The 18,471-nt window shown below is 62.5% G+C and carries 14 protein-coding genes; 7 read left to right on the top strand and 7 right to left on the bottom strand.

What is annotated here, in order from left to right; genetic code table 11:
- Nucleotides 1–2,081 (bottom strand): filamentous hemagglutinin N-terminal domain-containing protein (locus WA904_RS19190; RefSeq protein ID WP_425198728.1); only part of this gene is annotated, 2,081 nt, incomplete at its 3' end.
- 4 nt (nucleotides 2,082–2,085) lie between these two features.
- On the bottom strand, nucleotides 2,086–3,603 hold the full coding sequence (locus WA904_RS19195; protein WP_425198729.1) for a ShlB/FhaC/HecB family hemolysin secretion/activation protein: 1,518 nt from the start codon (nucleotides 3,601–3,603) through the stop codon (nucleotides 2,086–2,088).
- A gap of 90 nt (nucleotides 3,604–3,693) precedes the next feature.
- Between WA904_RS19195 and WA904_RS19200 the strand changes: the two genes are divergently transcribed.
- The 4 genes from WA904_RS19200 to WA904_RS19215 all read left to right on the top strand — a co-directional run bounded on the left by WA904_RS19200 (nucleotide 3,694) and on the right by WA904_RS19215 (nucleotide 7,644).
- Nucleotides 3,694–4,179 (top strand): hypothetical protein, encoded by a 486-nt coding sequence (locus WA904_RS19200; protein ID WP_425198730.1) that lies wholly within the window; start codon nucleotides 3,694–3,696, stop codon nucleotides 4,177–4,179.
- A gap of 97 nt (nucleotides 4,180–4,276) precedes the next feature.
- The gene (locus tag WA904_RS19205) at nucleotides 4,277–6,589 is read left to right on the top strand and encodes an NADP-dependent malic enzyme (RefSeq protein WP_425198731.1); all 2,313 of its coding nucleotides are present in this window, start codon (nucleotides 4,277–4,279) and stop codon (nucleotides 6,587–6,589) included.
- A gap of 189 nt (nucleotides 6,590–6,778) precedes the next feature.
- Entirely contained in the window at nucleotides 6,779–7,186 is a 408-nt protein-coding gene (locus WA904_RS19210; RefSeq protein ID WP_425198732.1) for a ribonuclease domain-containing protein, read from the top strand.
- Between the two features lie 56 nt (nucleotides 7,187–7,242).
- Nucleotides 7,243–7,644, top strand: a complete 402-nt coding sequence (locus tag WA904_RS19215; protein ID WP_348067988.1) for a barstar family protein — start codon at nucleotides 7,243–7,245, stop codon at nucleotides 7,642–7,644.
- 225 nt (nucleotides 7,645–7,869) lie between these two features.
- On the opposite strand, the gene rsmA is transcribed toward WA904_RS19215, so the two are convergent.
- From rsmA to WA904_RS19230, 3 genes are all read right to left on the bottom strand, one after another.
- The gene (gene rsmA / locus WA904_RS19220; RefSeq protein WP_425198733.1) at nucleotides 7,870–8,652 is read right to left on the bottom strand and encodes a 16S rRNA (adenine(1518)-N(6)/adenine(1519)-N(6))-dimethyltransferase RsmA; all 783 of its coding nucleotides are present in this window, start codon (nucleotides 8,650–8,652) and stop codon (nucleotides 7,870–7,872) included.
- Between the two features lie 164 nt (nucleotides 8,653–8,816).
- Nucleotides 8,817–10,232, bottom strand: a complete 1,416-nt coding sequence (locus WA904_RS19225; RefSeq protein WP_425198734.1) for a peptidylprolyl isomerase — start codon at nucleotides 10,230–10,232, stop codon at nucleotides 8,817–8,819.
- Nucleotides 10,225–12,684 (bottom strand): LPS-assembly protein LptD, encoded by a 2,460-nt coding sequence (locus WA904_RS19230; protein ID WP_425198735.1) that lies wholly within the window; start codon nucleotides 12,682–12,684, stop codon nucleotides 10,225–10,227. The genes WA904_RS19225 and WA904_RS19230 overlap by 8 nt, the downstream gene beginning before the upstream one ends.
- A 111-nt stretch (nucleotides 12,685–12,795) precedes the next feature.
- Here WA904_RS19230 and WA904_RS19235 point away from each other — a divergent pair, with 111 nt between their 5' ends.
- From WA904_RS19235 to WA904_RS19245, 3 genes are all read left to right on the top strand, one after another.
- Nucleotides 12,796–13,974, top strand: a complete 1,179-nt coding sequence (locus WA904_RS19235; protein WP_425198736.1) for an aminoglycoside phosphotransferase family protein — start codon at nucleotides 12,796–12,798, stop codon at nucleotides 13,972–13,974.
- 109 nt (nucleotides 13,975–14,083) lie between these two features.
- Nucleotides 14,084–14,824, top strand: a complete 741-nt coding sequence (locus tag WA904_RS19240) for a 16S rRNA (uracil(1498)-N(3))-methyltransferase (RefSeq protein ID WP_425198737.1) — start codon at nucleotides 14,084–14,086, stop codon at nucleotides 14,822–14,824.
- Entirely contained in the window at nucleotides 14,821–15,990 is a 1,170-nt protein-coding gene (locus WA904_RS19245; RefSeq protein ID WP_425198738.1) for an MFS transporter, read from the top strand. Before WA904_RS19240 ends, WA904_RS19245 begins: the two co-directional genes overlap by 4 nt.
- 58 nt (nucleotides 15,991–16,048) lie before the next feature.
- On the opposite strand, the gene WA904_RS19250 is transcribed toward WA904_RS19245, so the two are convergent.
- Together WA904_RS19250 and WA904_RS19255 are read right to left on the bottom strand one after the other, a co-directional pair.
- Entirely contained in the window at nucleotides 16,049–16,987 is a 939-nt protein-coding gene (locus WA904_RS19250) for a lysophospholipase (protein ID WP_425198739.1), read from the bottom strand.
- A complete protein-coding gene (locus WA904_RS19255; protein ID WP_425198740.1) occupies nucleotides 16,965–18,437 on the bottom strand; it encodes a M20 family metallopeptidase in 1,473 nt (490 codons plus the stop codon). The genes WA904_RS19250 and WA904_RS19255 overlap by 23 nt, the downstream gene beginning before the upstream one ends.
- Nucleotides 18,438–18,471: the final 34 nt, after the last annotated feature.

Here is an 18,471-nt window from a genome sequence, read left to right on the forward strand (position 1 = left end):
GCGCCTGTCTGTGCCGTCAGCGCGCCGGTGCTGATGTTGCCCGCGCCGCTATTGCTTACCGATATCGTGCCAGCGTTTCCACCTGCTGCGTTGCCGGTCCCGCCCGAGCCGCCGCTGGCGGTGATGGCACCCGTGCCCGAGATGCCGTTGGTGGATGTGACGCTGATGGTTCCACCGGCGCCGCCGGGCTGGCTGGCGCCCGATCCAGCTGTACCGCTGGCGGTGAGTGCGGCCGCACCCAGCGCCACGCCTGCGCCGGTGATGCTGATCGCACCGCCATTTCGGCCTGGATTACCTGCAACCGCCGCACCGCCATTGGCCACGATATTGCCGGCCAGGCTGACATTTCCCGTTGCGGCGATGTTGACATTGCCCGCGTTGGTATTGCTGGCTCCGGTGCTTGTGATCACGCCGGCCGCCGTGCTGGTGACGTTCGCACCCGACAGGCTGATGCCGCCTGAAGCAGTGAGTGCGGCGTTGATGGCAATGGTGTTGCCTGCTTCGAATTTCACGCTGTTGCCCGACGTCATCGCCAGCGCACTGGCCAGGGTGATGTTGCGCGTGGCCTGGAGGTGCAGCTCGCTGTAGCCGGTGACGTCAGCGACCTGGATGGTGTAGGTGCCGGCCGCGGGCGCATCGGCAAAGGCGACATCCGGTGTCCCGCTGGAATTGTTCGGTGGCGAGGGTTGCGTCGTTGCGTTCAGGAGAATGTCCTGTGGATCAAGCAGCACCTTGCCGCCCGTCCCGGCGAGCGCGGCGACATCAATGCTGCCTTGCAGGTCCAGCTGTTGCTTGCCGGAAACTTCTACAGAACCACCGTCGCCTCCCGCCGCGCCGCCGCGCGCGCTGACGGCGCCCTTGTGCCGGGTGTCGCCGTCTGCCCAGACCACCACCTTGCCGCCGTTGCCGCTGTCCGTGGCGTCGGCGCGCACAGTGGCGCCCGCGGCAATGTAGGTACGCGACGCATTCTGAATCGCCGCGTTGCTACCCTGGTAGTCGCCGCCTATCAACGCCGTGCCCCCCCCCGCGGGGCCGGACACATCGATGGAAGCGCCGGCATCCAGCGCCACCTTGTCACCCAGCACATGCACCGTGCCGCCGGTCTGGCCCGCGGCTGCGCCGCTGGCATCCAGCGTCCCGGACACATGCACCACGCCCTGGGAACCTCCGCTGAGCACAATCATTCCGTTGCGCTCCGTTGCGGAAGTCGCGCGTATCACGCCCGACTGGTTGATGACCGTGGCCATGGCGTCGCCCAACGCGCTGGCCAGCACGGCCACATGGCCGCCCTGCGCCGTGATCACACCGCTGTTGGCCGCGACCGCGTTCGCCGCCGCGGCATCCATTGAAAAACGGACGAGTCCGGCACCGCTTTTATCAATCGACACCCGCGAAGCTGCCACCAGTCCGACCGAACCTGCGTCGGCGTTGATGGTTCCGGTGTTGCTTACGGAAGGCGCCGCCAGCAGGACGTAGCCGCCGCGCGCGACGTTGATGGTCCCGTCGTTGGTCACGCTGCCCGTGTTGCCGTTGCTGCCGAAGGTATACCGGCCGGCAATAAAGTCTTCGTTGCTGATGCCCAGCGTTGTGGCAACCAGGCTGCCCACATTGACCTGGGCACCCGGCGCAAACATCACGCCGGCAGGGTTGATCAGGAACACCTGGCCGTTGGCACTGAGTGAACCGTAGATGGACGAAGGATTGGCGCCCACCACCCGGTTGAGTGCAACGGAGGCCGCACTGGGCTGCACAAACTGCATGGACTGGCCAACGCCGATATTGAAGCTTTGCCAGTTCAGTATGGCCTTGTCACTTCCCTGCGTGACCACCATGGCGTTGGCGCCAGGCGTACTGACGGTGGCCTGCCCTGCGACCACGTTGACGCCCTCGGGCAGCGCAGTTGCCAGCGTCGAGAAACCCGCCAGCATGGTGACCAGCAAACGCGACAACATCCGTCCGGCGTGCAGCCGGTAGGTGGCGGTCAGCTTGCGTGATAGACGAACCACCACCGTGCGCACGGTCCAGGGCCGGTAGGTGCCCTGCCGGGTGATGGAGCTTTTCGGTGGGATTGCCTGCGTCATGGCCTTAGAACCATTTCTGGGCAGAGACCCATGCGCGGGGTGAACGGTCGGGTTCGCCGGTGGAGGGCGTTGACCGGGTGGTCCGCCAGGCCAGGTAGGTGGTGATGAGAAAATTGTTGACCCGGCCCGCCAGCGCGCCTATCCCCACAGCGCCCAGGGATACCCGGTTGGTCGCGCCAGGCACTGCAGTGTCGTCGGAGTTCACCCGGACGGTTCCGTAGTCGTAGAAGGCAGCCAGGCTGACCGGCTCACCCGCCATCGCGATGCCCGCGGGAAGCTGGTACCGGTATTCAAGATTGAGGAGCAGTCCCGCATCGCCTATCCCCTCACCCACCGGATAGGCACGAACACCGTTGGGGCCCCCGAGCGCCATTTTTTCCGCAGACGCCAGGTTTCTTGACGCCATTTGCGCCTGCAGGCTCACATGAAGGCTGGAAGGATTGTTGAAAAATTGCGCTCGCTGGAATTCAAGATTGAGTTTGCCGAAGCCGCCAGCCGTGCGAAGCCCGCCAGGACCCTGGTCAAAACCCAGGCTCAGGGCGTCCAGCCGGGTGCGCCCCAGTGTTCCTGTCAGCGCATAGCTGTTGGCCCCCCCCGCACCGGCGAGTTCATCCGTGAAGTTGCCCAGCACGCCGGCGCGCGCGGCAATGATGCGGCGTTCATTGTCATTGGACGGCGTGGTGAGCTGGTCGCTGAATTTTTTGTCCTCCAGGCTGAGCAGCCCATAGAGGTTGCTTTCACGCGAGCGGATCAACGGCCGCGTCAACGCCAAGCCCAGGACCTCCGCCTTGCCGGTGGCTCCCAGTGCGGTGAAGGGCTCGCCAAGGGCATAGTCGGTCCGCGCAGCGCTCACGGTCAGGCGGGTTCCGCTTGTATCCACCGGCAGGGCGTAGGCAAGGCGATAAAGCTGGCTGCGCGACGCGTCGCTGAGCTGCGCGCGCGCGCTGAAAACGTCGCCGGTCCCCAGAAGATTGCTGACATTGAGGTTGCCGGACACGTGCAAAGGCCCGGCCGCACGTGCCCCGAAATTGTCCATGCCTACCGATCCATCAACGGCCACCCCCTGGGAACGAATGGTCACCGTCACATCGGCTTGCCCCGGCTTCAGGCCAGGCTCTACCGTTGCACTGGCGTGCACGCCTGCAAGATCGCGAAGGAGCAGCACGGGCTTGTCCAGCAAGTATTCGCTGATCAAGGCTCCTGGCTGGAGGTTGGCATGCACCACGCGCTGCGCGTAGGAGGCCGAGCCGCTGTCCCCTTCCATCTGCACATGAACCCGGCCAATCCGGGCCTCGATCACGGCGATAGTGACCGTCCCCCCTGCGGCCTGAAAGGCCTGCTCGGGCAAATAGGCCTCGGTCAGCAAGTAGCCCTGAGTCCGGTAGTACTGGCTGATAAGGCCTGCCGCTTCACGCAGGCCGGCCAGGTCGGTCAGCTGGCCGATACGGTTTGCCAGCACGGCAGCGAGCGTCTGGTCATCAAAAAGACTGTTGCCCTCGAACCGGAATGCGGCCGGTTTCATGCGCACTGCGGCTGTACCCGAGGTGACTGGTTTTGCAGGAGGCAGGCTGATGACAGGCGCCCCCGGCTGAGGCAGCAACTGGATGGGGCGTTGCGGCTCCTGCAGGATGCCTGCGTCCGGCCGCTGAACCAGCTGTGCTTGCGCGGAAAAGCAGCCCAAGCTCGAAAGTCCCGTGCAGAAAATAAGAGCAGAAAAAGACAAGCCGGGGCGCGTCAAAACGAATTCATGGTTAATATTTGCCAATCGCAACAAATTGTATTAACCATTTATTCGGTCTTTAGTCAACGTTCGGAACGCTGTATGAATGAAAATGACCTATTCATGCAGCACCAAACAACAAATATGCGCTTTTTTTCACGCCCGGCAAGTGCGAAATCACCGGGATATGGAAACAGGCAGAAGCATTGCGACGTTACCCGTGCAACATTCCAGCCGGCATTTGCAAACTTCGTCGGCAGGTGCAATGCATCGCCATCGTCGGCCTATTTCCGCCAATGTCATTTAACGCGCAGGCAAACGACTGAAATCGCTCTGCCTCCCTCGAAAAAGAAAAACCGTTGTGCTGTTTTTGCGTAGATTCACTTACTAGGGTTTTCCCCTTGGACCGCCTACAATCGCAGACCTTACAAGAACTTGACGGCCCTGCCGGGGCCGCCGTCCAGGAGACAACTTGATGCCCGCAGTGCCAGCCGCCCCCGACAGCCAGGAAAAACGTGAAGAATTGCGCCGCGCCGCGCTGGAGTACCACGAATTCCCGACGCCTGGAAAAATCTCCATCGCGGCCACCAAGCAGCTGATCAACCAACGCGACTTGGCGCTGGCCTATTCGCCCGGTGTGGCTGCCCCCTGCGAAGAAATCGTCAAGGATCCGAATGCCGCGTTCAAATACACCGCTCGGGGCAATCTGGTAGCGGTCGTCACCAACGGCACAGCGGTGCTGGGCTTGGGCGACATCGGCCCGCTGGCCTCCAAGCCAGTCATGGAAGGCAAGGGCGTTCTGTTCAAGAAGTTCGCAGGCATTGATGTGTTCGACATCGAGATCGACGAGAAGGACCCGGCCAGGCTGGTTGACATCATTGCCGCGCTGGAACCCACCTTTGGCGCCATCAACCTGGAGGACATCAAGGCACCGGACTGCTTTTACATAGAGCGCGAGCTGCGCAAGCGCATGAAGATCCCGGTGTTCCATGATGACCAGCATGGCACGGCCATCACCGTGGGCGCGGCGATCCTGAATGCACTGAAGGTTGTCGGCAAACACCCGTCGCAGGTCAAGCTGGTGACTTCGGGCGCAGGTGCAGCAGCACTGGCTTGCCTGGGCCTGCTGCTCAAGCTGGGCATTCCGCGTGCAAACATCTATGTCACGGATCTGGCCGGCGTGGTCTACGAAGGACGCACCGAACTCATGGATGAAGACAAGATCCAGTTCGCCCAGAAAACGTCCGCTCGCACATTGAGTGATGTCATTGAAGGCGCCGACATCTTCCTCGGCCTGTCGGCCGGAGGCGTGCTCAAAAAAGACATGGTCAAAAAGATGGCCGCCAAACCGATCATTTTTGCGCTGGCCAATCCGAACCCGGAAGTCACGCCGGAAGATGTCAAATCGGTGCGTGACGATGCCATCATGGCCACCGGCCGCACCGACTACCCGAATCAGGTGAACAACGTCCTGTGTTTTCCCTACATCTTCCGCGGCGCGCTGGACGCGGGTGCATCCACGATCACCATCGAGATGGAAATCGCCGCGGTACACGCGATCGCCGAACTGGCCCAGGCCGAGCAGAGCGAGGTGGTGGCCGCCGCTTACACGGGCGAGAAACTCGCCTTTGGGCCTGAATACCTGATTCCCAAGCCCTTCGATCCGCGCCTGATGATGAAAATTGCGCCGGCCGTGGCGCAGGCGGCGGCGGACAGCGGCGTGGCATTGCGCCCCATCACCGACATGGACGCTTACCGCGAGAAGCTTCAGAGCTTCGTCTATGCCTCGGGCACGACCATGAAGCCGATTTTTGCGACCGCAAAAAAAGCCGCAAAAAAACGCGTGGCCTATGCCGAGGGCGAAGAGGAACGCGTGTTACGTGCCTGCCAGATTGTGGTGGATGAAGACCTGGCACGCCCGACGCTGATCGGCCGGCCTGCGATCATCGCGCAACGCATTGAAAAGTTCGGGCTGCGGCTGAAGGAAGAGCTCGATTACGACGTGGTCAATGTCGAGCAGGACCATCGTTACCGGGACTTCTGGCAAACCTACCATCGCCTCCTGGAACGCCAGGGCGTGACGGTACAGATGGCCAAAATCGAAATGCGCCGCCGACTGACACTGATTGCCGGCATGCTGCTGCACAAAGGTGATGTGGACGGCCTGATTTGCGGCACCTGGGGTACCACCGCCCACCACCTGAACTACCTGGATCAGGTGATCGGCAAGCGTCCCGGCGTTTGCACCTATGCCTGCATGAACGGGCTGATGCTGCCTGACCGCCAGGTGTTTCTGGTGGATACGCACGTGAATTACGATCCCACGGCGGAACAATTGGCCGAGATCACCACGCTGGCGGCCGAGGAAATGATGCGTTTCGGCATCAAGCCCAAAGCGGCGCTGCTGTCGCATTCGAATTTCGGTTCGTCCAATCTGCCCAGCGCGCTGAAAATGCGCAACACTTTGCAGCTGCTGCGCGACGAAGCCCCCTGGCTGGAGGTGGACGGCGAGATGCATGGCGATGTGGCCCTGGACGCCGCAGCCCGGGCTGCCGTCATGCCCAACAGCACCTTGGCCGGCGCCGCCAATTTGCTCGTTCTGCCCAATATCGATGCGGCCAACATTGCGTACAACCTGCTCAAGACGGCAGCAGGCGGAAACATCGCCATCGGCCCGGTGCTGCTCGGTGCCGCGAAACCCATGCATATCCTGACCGCCAGCACCACGGTACGCCGGATCGTCAATATGACAGCCCTGACGGTAGCTGACGCTAACGCTTCCCGATAAGCTTTTCTTAGACAGCTAGCACTAACTTATTTGCCCTCACCAAGAGGGAGGAATTGCCTGAATTTTGGGCAGGGACTTGCGTTTTTTTGCCAGATGCGTCAAACTCTGTCTCTTGAAATTTAAGGGTTAACCCGGCAAATCCAGAGGATTGACGGCTGGCCCTGATTCAAGAAAAATAACGGATTTTCCATGTTGCGAAAAAATGGGGCTGGTTGGCAGCTAGCCGCGGCAGTCATTCTGGCTGCTTTGAGCACGGGATTCAGCCCAGCCAGCGTCCAGGCCAAGGGGCCGATTCCAGGAGCCGAAATCAGTACGATTTCGGTTGCAGCCCTGCCTGAGCAGGGGCGCCACATGGTCAGCTTGATTTACCAGGGGGGACCGTTCAGGTACGACAAGGACGGTGCGGTGTTTGGCAACAGGGAAAGAATGCTTCCCGCCAAAAATCGCGGTTACTACCGCGAGTACACCGTCAAAACTCCAGGTGAACGCAGTCGGGGTGCCCGGCGCATCGTTTGTGGTGGTTTTGTACCCACCTCGCCCGATGCTTGTTACTACACCGATGATCACTACGCGAGTTTTCGCAGAATCGCTCAATAAGGTTCAGCAGTGATTGTCAACTTTGAGTTATTGACTTAAGAGAAAGAGACACGGAGATGGACATGCCACTTCGTACTGTTAGACCCAATATCGTGCAATCCATACGCGCGTTCCGCGTTCAGGATTTGCAGGAGGCTGCCACGCAGCTCGGCCACCACTTCCTCTATGCCAACCTGGGCAACGCCCAGAGCAAGCAGGACGTGCTGGACATGATCGCGGCACAGTACACATTCCCGGCGCACTTTGGCAAAAACTTTGATGCGCTGTACGACTGCATGACGGACCTGGTTCACAAATCCGGACCGCAACCCGGCTTTATTGTCTTGCTTGAGCAGATTCCTGCTCATGCCAAATTCGACAAGGAGGCTCGCGAACAGCTGCTGGACATCTTCAGGGATGCCGCGGATTACTGGGCGGATCGAAAGATTCCGTTCAGATGTTTCTATTCTTTTCTGTAGCCCGCTCCCCAGACATTGGCCAAGGGGATCGGGCGAATGAGGCCCAGCAAGCAAACAGCGCAGACGGTGAAGAACCAATGCCGACCGACAAACTGCTCGACGTGTCGCCACTGGCGCTGCGCATGAGCAGCCCGTTCAACGCGGGGTATTGGCTGGCAGCGGCGTAAGGTGCCGCTGCATTAAAAAAGCCCGTCGTCGACGGGCTTTTTGCTTTTCAGGTGCAGGTCACGGCGTGCTTGTCGCTTCCAGCGCCTGAGTCAGGGCCACGTACTCGGCCACCGGAACCTCCTCAGCCCGACGCTGCAGGTCAAACGGCCCGGCATGCTGCTTTTGCTCCAGCCATTTGCCCAATGAATGGCGCAGCAATTTGCGACGCTGACTGAAAGCCACGCGGACCACCTCGCTCAAAAGCGTCGGGGCCAGCGCGGCGGGCGTGCTGTGCGGCACCATGCGCACGATGGCGCTGTCCACCCGTGGCGGGGGATCAAAACTCTGGGGCGGCACAAACAGCACATTGTCCATGGCATAACGCCACTGCAGCATCACACTGAGCCGGCCATAGTCGCTGGTCGCGGGTTGCGCCACCATGCGGTCAATCACTTCCTTTTGCAGCATGAAGTGCTGGTCTGCTATTACATCAACCGCATCGAGCAGGTGAAACAGGATGGGCGTGGAGATGTTGTATGGCAGGTTGCCAACCACACGGATTTTCCCGGAAGACCCTGCGTATTCGGAGGCGAGCTGGACAAAATCGACCTTGAGCACATCGGCCTGGATCACCCGAAGCTGCGGATGAGCCCGCAGCTGCTGCGCCAGGTCCCTGTCCAGCTCGATGACCGTCAGCTTGCCCAGGCGCTCCGCCAGCGGCTGGGTCAGGGCCGCCAGGCCGGGACCAATCTCCACCATGGCCTGACCGGCACCGGGGGCAATCGCATCCACGATGGCATCAATGATGGCGCGATCGGTCAGAAAATGCTGGCCAAATCGCTTGCGGGGAATATGTTTCACAGGGGACCGGAAAAATGCGGCCGGGGACTAGTGCGGGAAATGGCAGGCTTGCGATTCTCCCCCAACCAGCAGGGGCCGCGGAACCGGCTTGGCCGGGCCGCAGGCGCAGCGGCCCCCTCGGGGGGCAGGGAGCTACACGCAGTGAGCGACCGTGGGGGCAACATTTACTGCGGCGCTTCGCGGTATTCCACATAGGCGCGGCCGCGTACTTCCTGCGCCCAGGCAACATAGGCTTCCTCGAGCTTTTTCTCGCGCAGCAGGGAACGCACCATTTCACGCTGCTCACGCGGGGACAAACGGGTCGTGCGGCGCTCCAGCACCTGGATCAGGTGAACACCAAAACGCGACACCAGGGGCGCGCCGATCTGGCCGGGCGCCAGGTTATTCATGCGTTCTTCAAACTCGGGCACAAATTGCCCCGGACTTGCCCAGCCGAGGTCCCCGCCCTCTTTGGCCGAACCGTCCTGGCTGTGTTCGCGGGCCAACGCCGCAAAATCCGCCTGCCCGGCGGCAATACGCCTCTGGTAATCGGCCAGGCGCGCCACTGCCGCTTCCTCGCTGAGCTGGGCACTGGGACGCAGAAGGATATGGCGGGCGTGGGTCTGCACCACCGTGCTGCCCGGCATGCCCGCGCTTTTTTTCTCGAGCACCTTGAGCACATGGAAACCAGCGCCACTGCGAACCGGACCTGCAATACCACCTACGGGAACGTTTTGCGTCGTATCCACAAACAATTGCGGATAACGGTCTGCCGGGCGCAACCCCATTTGCCCGTCGGCGCTGCGCCCCGGTGCGTTGGAGAATTCATTGACCAGCGCCGCAAAATCCGTCCCGCTGCGGGCGCGTTCCGCTACCAGTTGCGCCCGGGCCTGGAGACTGGCGACCTGCTCGGGGCTCGCGTTTTCAGGAACAGCCACCAACACCTGGGACAGGTTGATTTCCTGGGGTGCAGCGTTGCTGCCGCCTGCTGCCTGCTCGCGGAGGTATTCATCGATCTCCTGTTCGCTGACCTTGGCCTGGGGCTCCAGTTCGCGATCCCGAAAACGGCTCAGGAGAATCTCGTTGCGCAAGTCGGTACGGAACTGGGCAAATGCCAGACCCTCGGCCGTCATGCGCCGGCGCAGTTCATCGACCGAGATCTGGTTCTGCTTGGCGACGTTGAGCACGGCGTCATCCACCGTGCTGTCGCTGACCTGCACCCCCTGTTCCCGGGCCAGCTGCAACTGCGCACGTTCAACAATCATGCGCTCCAGCAACAATTTGACCAATTCATTCCTGGGTGGCATGGCCGTGCCCTGCTGCGTCATCTGCTGCTGGGTGCGCAGCAGGCGCGCGCGCACCTCGTTGTTGGTGATGGGTTCGGAATTGACCACGGCCACGATGAAGTCGGCCTGCTGCTGCCGCGCTGCTGCAGCCGTTCCACCCAAGCCGAGGACACCCAGGCCGGGGGCACGCGACTGGCCCGGCAGCCGGAGGGTCTGGGCCTGGACCTGCTCGGCAGGCAAGGCCAGCGCCAGCAGCAGCGCCGCGACAGCAGAAGAACGGAGACCAGGGGGTGAAAAAAGGCTGGATTTAGTCATAGTTGGTAAAGCGGCTGGGCGTCACAGTCTGCTCTCGCAGGTACTGGTAACGCGGGATATTGGCTTTCAGTGTTTTCAAGGGGTTGGACCCGATACGCGAGAAACCGACGAGCTCCAGCTGGAATAGGAGCCGCGTGGCGTTGGATGAAGTGCTTTGCTGGCTGCGCTCCAGGACCACCCGGCCTATCCAGCAACAACCGTCGTACTCAAAACCCAGCACCATGTCCACAAACTTCTTGTCCGGCACACTGTAATTCAGGCGCCCCACGGTGTACCAACGACCGGCGCCCTGGCCGCGGCCGGCGCCCAGATCTTTGCCTTTGTCGCCCCACAAGTCATTGATCGGCCATTGCCAGCCTACATCGTACTGCTCGCTGACATTGCGCTGGCGCCGATAGGCGGCGTTGATGACACGATAATTACTGGGGCTGTAACGGCCGCCTAGGGTGGACCGCTCCGAGATATTGGTTTTCGGGTTGTACTGGACCGTGCTGTCCAGCGACCAGGCTTTTGTCAAATTCACGGTGGCGCCGAGCAGCAGGTCGCTGAAACGATCGTTCACGGGTGCGACGCCGGGCAAGGTCACCCGCTGCTCCTCAAAGCGCAGGCGCTGGGCCAAGCCCAGGCGCAAGGCCTCGGCCCCAGTCTCCGGATCCAGCAGGCGCGAGGTGACGCCCAGTGTCAGCAAATTGGCATCTGAAATGCGGTCATTGCCGACAAAGGCATTTTCAGTGAACACCGTGGCGAAGTTGAAGTCGTTCGCCCCCGAGTCGTAGTTGGGTAGGTAACTCTGGTCGCGGTAAGGCGTGCGAACATAAAAAGCGCGCGGCTCCAGCGTTTGGGTATAGGCCCGCCCAAAATAGCTGGCATCCCGTTCGAAGACCAGGCCACTGTCCAGACTGAAGGTTGGCACCGTGCGCGAAGCAGAACGCGCGCCGTTGATGATGGCATCGTCGAACTGGTAAGTCGTGGTGTTGAGCATCAGCTTGGGGGTGATGTAACCCCCGGGGCGAATCCAGGGCCGGCTGATCTGTGCCAGCGCAAAAGCACGGCTGGCATTGGGCTGCCGGGTCAATGTGCGGTCAGACTCAAAACGGGTGAAGTCGGTGCTGACGGAATAGTCGAGCCCATCCAGTCCGGCCACCGGGACATTGACGCGGGTATAACTCGCGGTAAGCTGTGGCACCCTGTTATAGGGCGGTACGATGGGTGCGTTCACGTCCTGCAAGGTCTGGTAGGTGAGGGTGCGCAGCGAGGTCGCGAAAAAGCCCCGGCTCCATGTCAGGCTGGCATCGCTTGGAAGCAGTCGTTGCGTCAGTACACTGCCAGACCCCGACCGCGAAAAATCGCGCCAATAGTTGTCATCGCTGACACGGTTCAGGTTCAGGTTGACACCCACATTGCCGATACCCGCAAATCCGGTGTTGTAAACGCCGTTGTGCAGGTAGTTGTAGGACCAGCGGTTGCGGTCGCGCAGTCGATCGTCAGGCATCAGGCTGGCGTGCAGTTCACCTCTGTAGTTGCGTTCCAGGTAGCGATACTCGCCGGCCAGGTCCACCCCGCGCTTGCTCATGAAGGTTGGCTCAAAAGTCGCATCGCGATTCGGCGCAATGTCAAAATAATAGGGTACAGAAACAGAGGTCCCGCTGACGCTGTCCAGCCCGATGGTCGGCGGCAACAGGCCCGACTTGCGCTTGTCGCTGAGCGGAAAGGTGAAGGTGGGCGCCGCCAGAATGGGCACATCCATGAAGCGCAGCACACCCCCTGAGGCCTCACCCACGTCGGCCTCCTTGTCAAACTTGATGGTGCTCGCCCTGACGATCCAGGCAGGCATCCAGCTCGGGCCTTCGCCGCGTTCACAGGTGGTGAACGTTGCGTTGTGGGCCGTCAGGCGTTTGTCATCGAGGAAGTCCACGCGGTCAGCCACCCCGTGGCCGCCGTTTTGCAGGAATTTGTAGTCCGGCCGGGTAAAGAAACCTTCAAAGGTATCAAGCTTGAGTTCGAGTTCCGGTCCATTGAACAGGTTGCCCGAACTGTTGACGCGCACATTGCCCCGGGCCTTGACGACATCGGTCGACTGGTCATATTCGAGCCGGTCGGAACGGATGGCCGAGCCGCCACGGCGCAACTCGGCATTTCCGTCAATGATGATTTCAAGCTCCGGACGGCCGGACAGGTTGTCCCCATAGACAAAGGTCGGCAGCTCGATGCCCGGCCCGCCGGGTGGCTGCTCCGCCAGCATGGAAGAACTCCTGAGCTGCACCGGCGATCCGTCACTGGTCCGGACACCCGGCACCACGGGCTGCTCCTGCGCCTTCCCCTGCGATGGCCCAGGGCTCTGGGCGTAAGCCGTGCCCACATGCCCCAGGCCCAGCATGGTGCAGGACACAAGGCTGAGGACGGCATGGGCGACCGGAGAATGAATAAAAAGCGAGCGGGATGCGCGATGCATCGGAAGTATGAGATAAACCCGTTTATGAAAGCAGGCCCGATTATCCTATGCCCACCCGCCCGTTTTCCCCACCTTTTTGATGTATCCACTTGAGGCAGGCCGAGAGACCGCATGACCGATTCCCCCATTGTCTGGCTTGACGCCGTCCGGGCTCGCGCCTTTGTCCTCTGGCTACAGGCCATTGCCCCAACCCATGGCTTGCTGCCCGACACCGTTGAACCGGCCTCGGCCGATGCCAGTTTTCGCCGCTACTTCAGGGTCCGCACCCTGGCCGGTGCCAGCTGCATCATCATGGACGCGCCGCCCGCACACGAGGACTGCGCCCCTTTTGTCAAGGTTGCAGAACTGATGGCGGGCGCCGGGCTGAATGCCCCGCGCGTGCTCGACTGGAACAGGGCGGAAGGCTTCATGCTGCTGAGTGACCTGGGTGCGAAAACCATGCTCGAGGTGATCGAACAGCAACCCGAGGCCGACAGGGAAAAACGCGCCTACACCTTGTACCGGGAGGCCATTGATGCGCTGGTCCGCTGGCAAGGGGCCTCGCGACCCGGCGTCCTGCCGCCTTACGACGACGCCCTGCTGTCGCGCGAGCTGGCGCTGTTTCCCGACTGGTATGTGCAAAGACACCGCGGCATCGCTGTGAACGACGCCCTGCGGAACAAACTCGATCCGCTGTTCGCGCAGATCAAGGCCAGCAACCTGCAGTCGCTGGACGGCGCACGCGTTTACGTGCATCGCGATTTCATGCCCCGCAACCTGATGGTGGGCGGCCCAATAGAAGCGGCAGGCGTGAGAAATCTTTCTTCGCCAACCGGGGCCGCGGAGCCGGCTTTGCCGGGCCGCAGGCGCAGCGCCCCCTCGGGGGGCAGCGAACCACACGAAGTGGGGAGCGTGGGGGTATTAGATTTCCAGGATGCCGTCTACGGCCCCATCACCTACGACATCGCCAGCCTGATGCGCGATGCCTTCATCAGCTGGCCAGAAGACTTTGTGCTCGAGATCACCGTACGTTACTGGGAGCAGGCGCGTAAGGCAGGCCTGCCGGTGGGTGACGATTTCGGCGAGTTTTACCGGGCCGTCGAGTGGATGGGGCTGCAGCGCCACCTGAAGATCCTCGGCATCTTTGCGCGCCTGACCCTGCGCGACGGCAAGCCCAAATACCTGGCCGACACGCCGCGTTTTATCGGCTATGCCCGCGCCACCTGCGCACGCTACCGCCAGCTCGGTCCGCTGATGGTGTTGCTCGACGAGATCGAGGGCAACGAAACCCGGGTAGGTTACACGTTTTGATCTTGAATCCATGCATCAAATCGGCCAGCAGCCCTTTGTGGGCGGGCACTGCCAGCTACTTGTTTGATAGCAAGTCGCGGCCTGTAGAGCAGCCTGCAGAAAACACACCATGACGGCCCGTTTCCACGCCGACCTGCCGCTGCGTACCGGCGATTCGCTGGCCCTGCCCGAACGAACCGCGCGCCACGTCCAGGTGCTGCGCCTGCAACCCGGCGATGTGATCACGCTGTTCAACGGCCAGGGTGGCGAATTCGAGGCGACGATTGAACGCATGGGCCGCAGTGACGTGCAGGTGGTGGTGGGTGCGCACGACCCGGTCGAACGCGAAACCAGCCGGCCCGTGCATCTGGCGGTCGGCGTGCCGGCCAACGAACGCATGGACTGGCTGGTGGAAAAAGCCAGTGAACTCGGCGCAGCCAGCATCACGCCGCTGATGGCCGAACGCTCGGTGCTGCGTCTCAAAGGTGAACGCGCCGACAAAAAACTCGCGCACTGGCAAGCTGTCGCCACAGCGGCCTGCGAGCAGTGCGGCCGTAACCGCCTGCCGCCGCTGCATGAAGTCGCCAGTTTCGGGGACTGGCTTCGCACATTGCCCGCCACCACGGCAGAGGAGCCCCGGCTGCTGCTGTCACTGCGAGCAGGTACGCAGCCGCTGGCGCAGGCCATGGCAACATGGGGCAGCGCAGCCGCCGTGACACTGCTCAGCGGGCCGGAAGGCGGCCTCAGCGCCGCCGAGGAAGACGCCGCACTGGCCCAGGGCTTTACACCCGTCAACCTGGGGCCGCGTGTCCTGCGCGCCGAAACAGCGCCGCTCGCCTGCCTGGCCCTGCTCACCATGAGTCAACCATGAACCGCAACCTCTGGCTGCTGGCTGTTTGCCAGGGACTGTTTCTCACCAACAATGTCACCTTCATCGCCATCAATGGCCTGGTCGGGTTGAACCTGGCGCCGCTGGGCTGGATGGCGACCTTGCCCGTGATGGGTTATGTTGTCGGCGGTGCGCTGTCAACCGGCATCGTCGCGCGCACGCAGAGCCGCTTCGGCCGCAAAACATCGTTCCAGCTCGGCCTGCTGGTGGCAGTGCTTTCTGCGCTGCTGTGCTGCTATGCGGCGTACAGCAGAAACTTCTGGCTGCTGGTGACAGCCACCGTGATCGCGGGTTACTACAACGCCAATGCGCAGCTCTACCGTTTTGCCGCCGCCGAACTGGCGCTGCCGGCCTTTCGGGAAAAAGCCATCTCACTGGTGATGGCCGGCGGCCTGATCGGTGCCATTGCCGGCCCCAATCTCGCGGCAGGCACGCGCACACTGACCGCCGTTCCCTTTGCCGGCGCCTACCTGGCCCTGGCCGGGGTGGCGCTGCTGGCCATGGCGCTGCTGGCTTTCATGCAGTTTCCGCCGCCACCGGCCAAACAGGCAGCCGGCGGCGGCCGGCCGCTGGGCGAGATCATGCGCCAGCCTGTTTTCATTGTTGCCGCCACGGCTAGCGCCCTGGGCTTTGGCGTGATGAACCTGCTGATGGCCGCCACGCCGATTGCGATGCAGGTTTGCGGCCTGCCATTTTCCGATGCGGCACTGGTGCTCGAGTGGCATGTGATCGGCATGTTCGCGCCCGGCTTTTTCACCGGCCACCTGATCAAGCGTTTCGGCACCCTGCCCATCATGGCCGTGGGCCTGGCGCTCAACATAGGGTGTGTGCTGGTGGCGTTGTCGGGCGTTGACCTCCACCAGTTCCTGGTGGCGTTGTTCCTGCTGGGCGTGGGCTGGAATTTCCTGTTCACCGGCAGCACCACGCTGGCCTTGACGGCCTACCGGCCGGAAGAAAAAGACAAGGCGCAGGGCGCGCTGAATTTCTGCGTGTTCGCGGTGCTGGCGCTGTCTTCGCTGGCCTCCGGCGTGCTGGTCACCACCCAGGGCTGGACGCTGCTGAACCTGGGCTCGCTGTTGCCTCTGGGGCTGACAGGTCTGGCGCTGGCCTGGCTGGCGCTCCAGCAGCGCCGTCTTCCCGCCACTTGAGCGCTACCAGTTTGGTAGCTGCTTGCGTCCGTCCCATACGGGTCGGAGGCACATTTCCCTAGAACCTGGCGTCCAGCCAGGACTTCAGGCTGGCAAACACCGGCGCCGCATCGACCTCGTTGAAGATCTCGTGGTAAAGCTCGTCAAAACAGCGCACCGTGACGACCTGGGCGGCACCGTTGCCCGCCGCCGCCGCCTCGGCAAAAGCGCGGCTGCCGGCCGGGTTGACCAGCCTGTCAGCCCCGGCGTACATCAGCAGGGTGGGTGTGGTCCAGGTCGATGCAGCAGCCACGGTCGCCGGGCCCGCGGTCGCAATGAATCTGGCCAGCCGTGCAGAAATCTTGGCATGCACCAGCGGATCGGCCTGGTACCTGCGGACCACTTGCGGGTCATGTGAAATGAACTCGGGTTTGACACCGTTATTGACCCGGAGGTTGGGCGCAATCGCCGGCAGGGTGGCCAGCAGGAGTTTCTGGATCGCATTGAGGCCGGGGTCCAATGCTGGCGAGGACATCACCAGGCCATCCACCGGTCGCAGTTTGAGCGAGACAAAGCGGCCGGCCACCAGGCCACCCAGGCTGTGGCCCAGCAAAATCAGCGGCAGGGGTCCCGCCTCCCCGGCACCGTTCGCGCGCGGCAAACGCGCCGAACGCGAACGGGTGTCGTCCACCACTTCGGCCAGGTCTTCAAGCAACAGGGCGTCGCTGGACAAGCCACCGCGCGCGCCGCCCGACTCGCCGTGACCACGCTGGTCGTACGCACGCACCGCAAAACCCCAGTCGAGCAGCTGCCGCGCCACGTGGTCATAACGGCTCGCGTGTTCACCCAGGCCGTGAACAATCAGCACCACCGCTCGCGGCGGCAGGGCCTCGTCCGCCTGCCAGGCTTCCATGGGCCACTCATACAGCGCGAGGTTCTCACCGTCGCGAGCCGTGAACGGCGCCAGCATCAGGCTGTCCATGCGCTGGCGCGGCTCAGGGCATGCGGGCGATGACATGTGCCACCGCCGCCGTGATTTTTTTGGCGTAGGGCACATGCAGGAACTCGTTGGGACCATGCGCATTGCTCCTGGGCCCCAGCACGCCGCAGACCATCATCTGCGCCTTCGGGAAACCCTGGCTCAGCATGTTCATCAGTGGAATCGTGCCGCCCTGGCCGATGGTGCCGCAAGGCGCCCCGTAAAAAGCCTGGGAGGCTTCGTTGAGCGCCTGGTCGAACCAGGGCGAGGTGCTGGGGGCGTTCCAGCCCGTGGCGCCGCCGGCACTTTCAAAGGTCACTTTCGCCTGGTAGGGCGCGTTGTCTTCCAGCAGGGTTTTGAGTTCCTGCACCGCGCCGGCAGCATCCACCAGCGGCGGCAGGCGCAACGAGAGCTTGAAGGCGGTGTAGGGGCGCAACACGTTGCCGGCGTTGCCCATCTCGGGGAAACCGTCGGCACCGGTCACGCTCAGTGTCGGCTTCCAGGTGCGGTTCAGCAGCGCCTCGACCGGGTCGGTCGTGGTGGGCAGGGCAAAGGTCGTTGCCCCGCTGCAGTCATAGTGCGCCCACGGGAAACGCTTGTAGATCTGGTCGCCGAGGATCGCCGCCGTGGCCTTGGCCTGCGCCAGCCGTTCGGCGGGAATCTCGCAGTGAAAGCTCTGCGGCAACAGGTGCCCGGTCTTGCTGTCCTCCAGCCGGTCCAGCACCTGGCGCATGATGCGAAAGCTCGAGGGCACCAGGCCGCTGGCATCGCCCGAATGCACGCCTTCGGTGAGGATTTCAACCTTCAGCACACCGCTGGCCATACCGCGCAACGAGGTCGTCAGCCAGAGCTGGTCATAGTTGCCGGCGCCCGAGTCCAGGCAGATCACCAGGCCCACGTCACCAAGCCGTGTGCGCAATGCATCCACATAAGGCAGCAGGTCGTAGGAACCGCTTTCCTCGCAGGTTTCCACGAGGCCGACGATGCGCGGATGCGGCACGTTCTGGCTTTTAAGCGCCTGGATCGCGGCGATGCTGGCGTACACCGCGTAACCGTCATCGGCACCGCCGCGACCGAACAGCTTGCCGTCTTCGTACTTGGGCGTCCAGGGGCCGAGGTCATTGCGCCAGCCGGTGAACTCGGGCTGCTTGTCGAGGTGGCCGTACATCAACACGGTTTCGGTGGAACCGGTCTTGGTGGCAGGGACTTCGAAAAACAGCACCGGCGTACGGCCTTCCAGGCGCACGATCTCCAGCTTGAGGCCTTCCACCTTCTGCGCCTCGACCCAGGCTGCTGCATTGCGCATCACGGTCTCGATGTGGCCGTGACCGGCCCAGTCGGCGTCAAAGGACGGCGACTTCGCCGGGATGGTGATGTAGTCGGTGATCTGCCTGACGATGTCGCCGTCCCACTGGGCGCTGATCTGGGACAGGGCCTGGGCGGCATCGAGCACGCCGGCGGGAATTTCGCGATTCAGGGGGGCGTTCATGAATAAACTCCGGAAGAGGGGGGGTTCAGCGGGA

The organism is Polaromonas sp., from assembly GCF_049790275.1.
GTDB lineage: Bacteria > Pseudomonadota > Gammaproteobacteria > Burkholderiales > Burkholderiaceae_C > Polaromonas.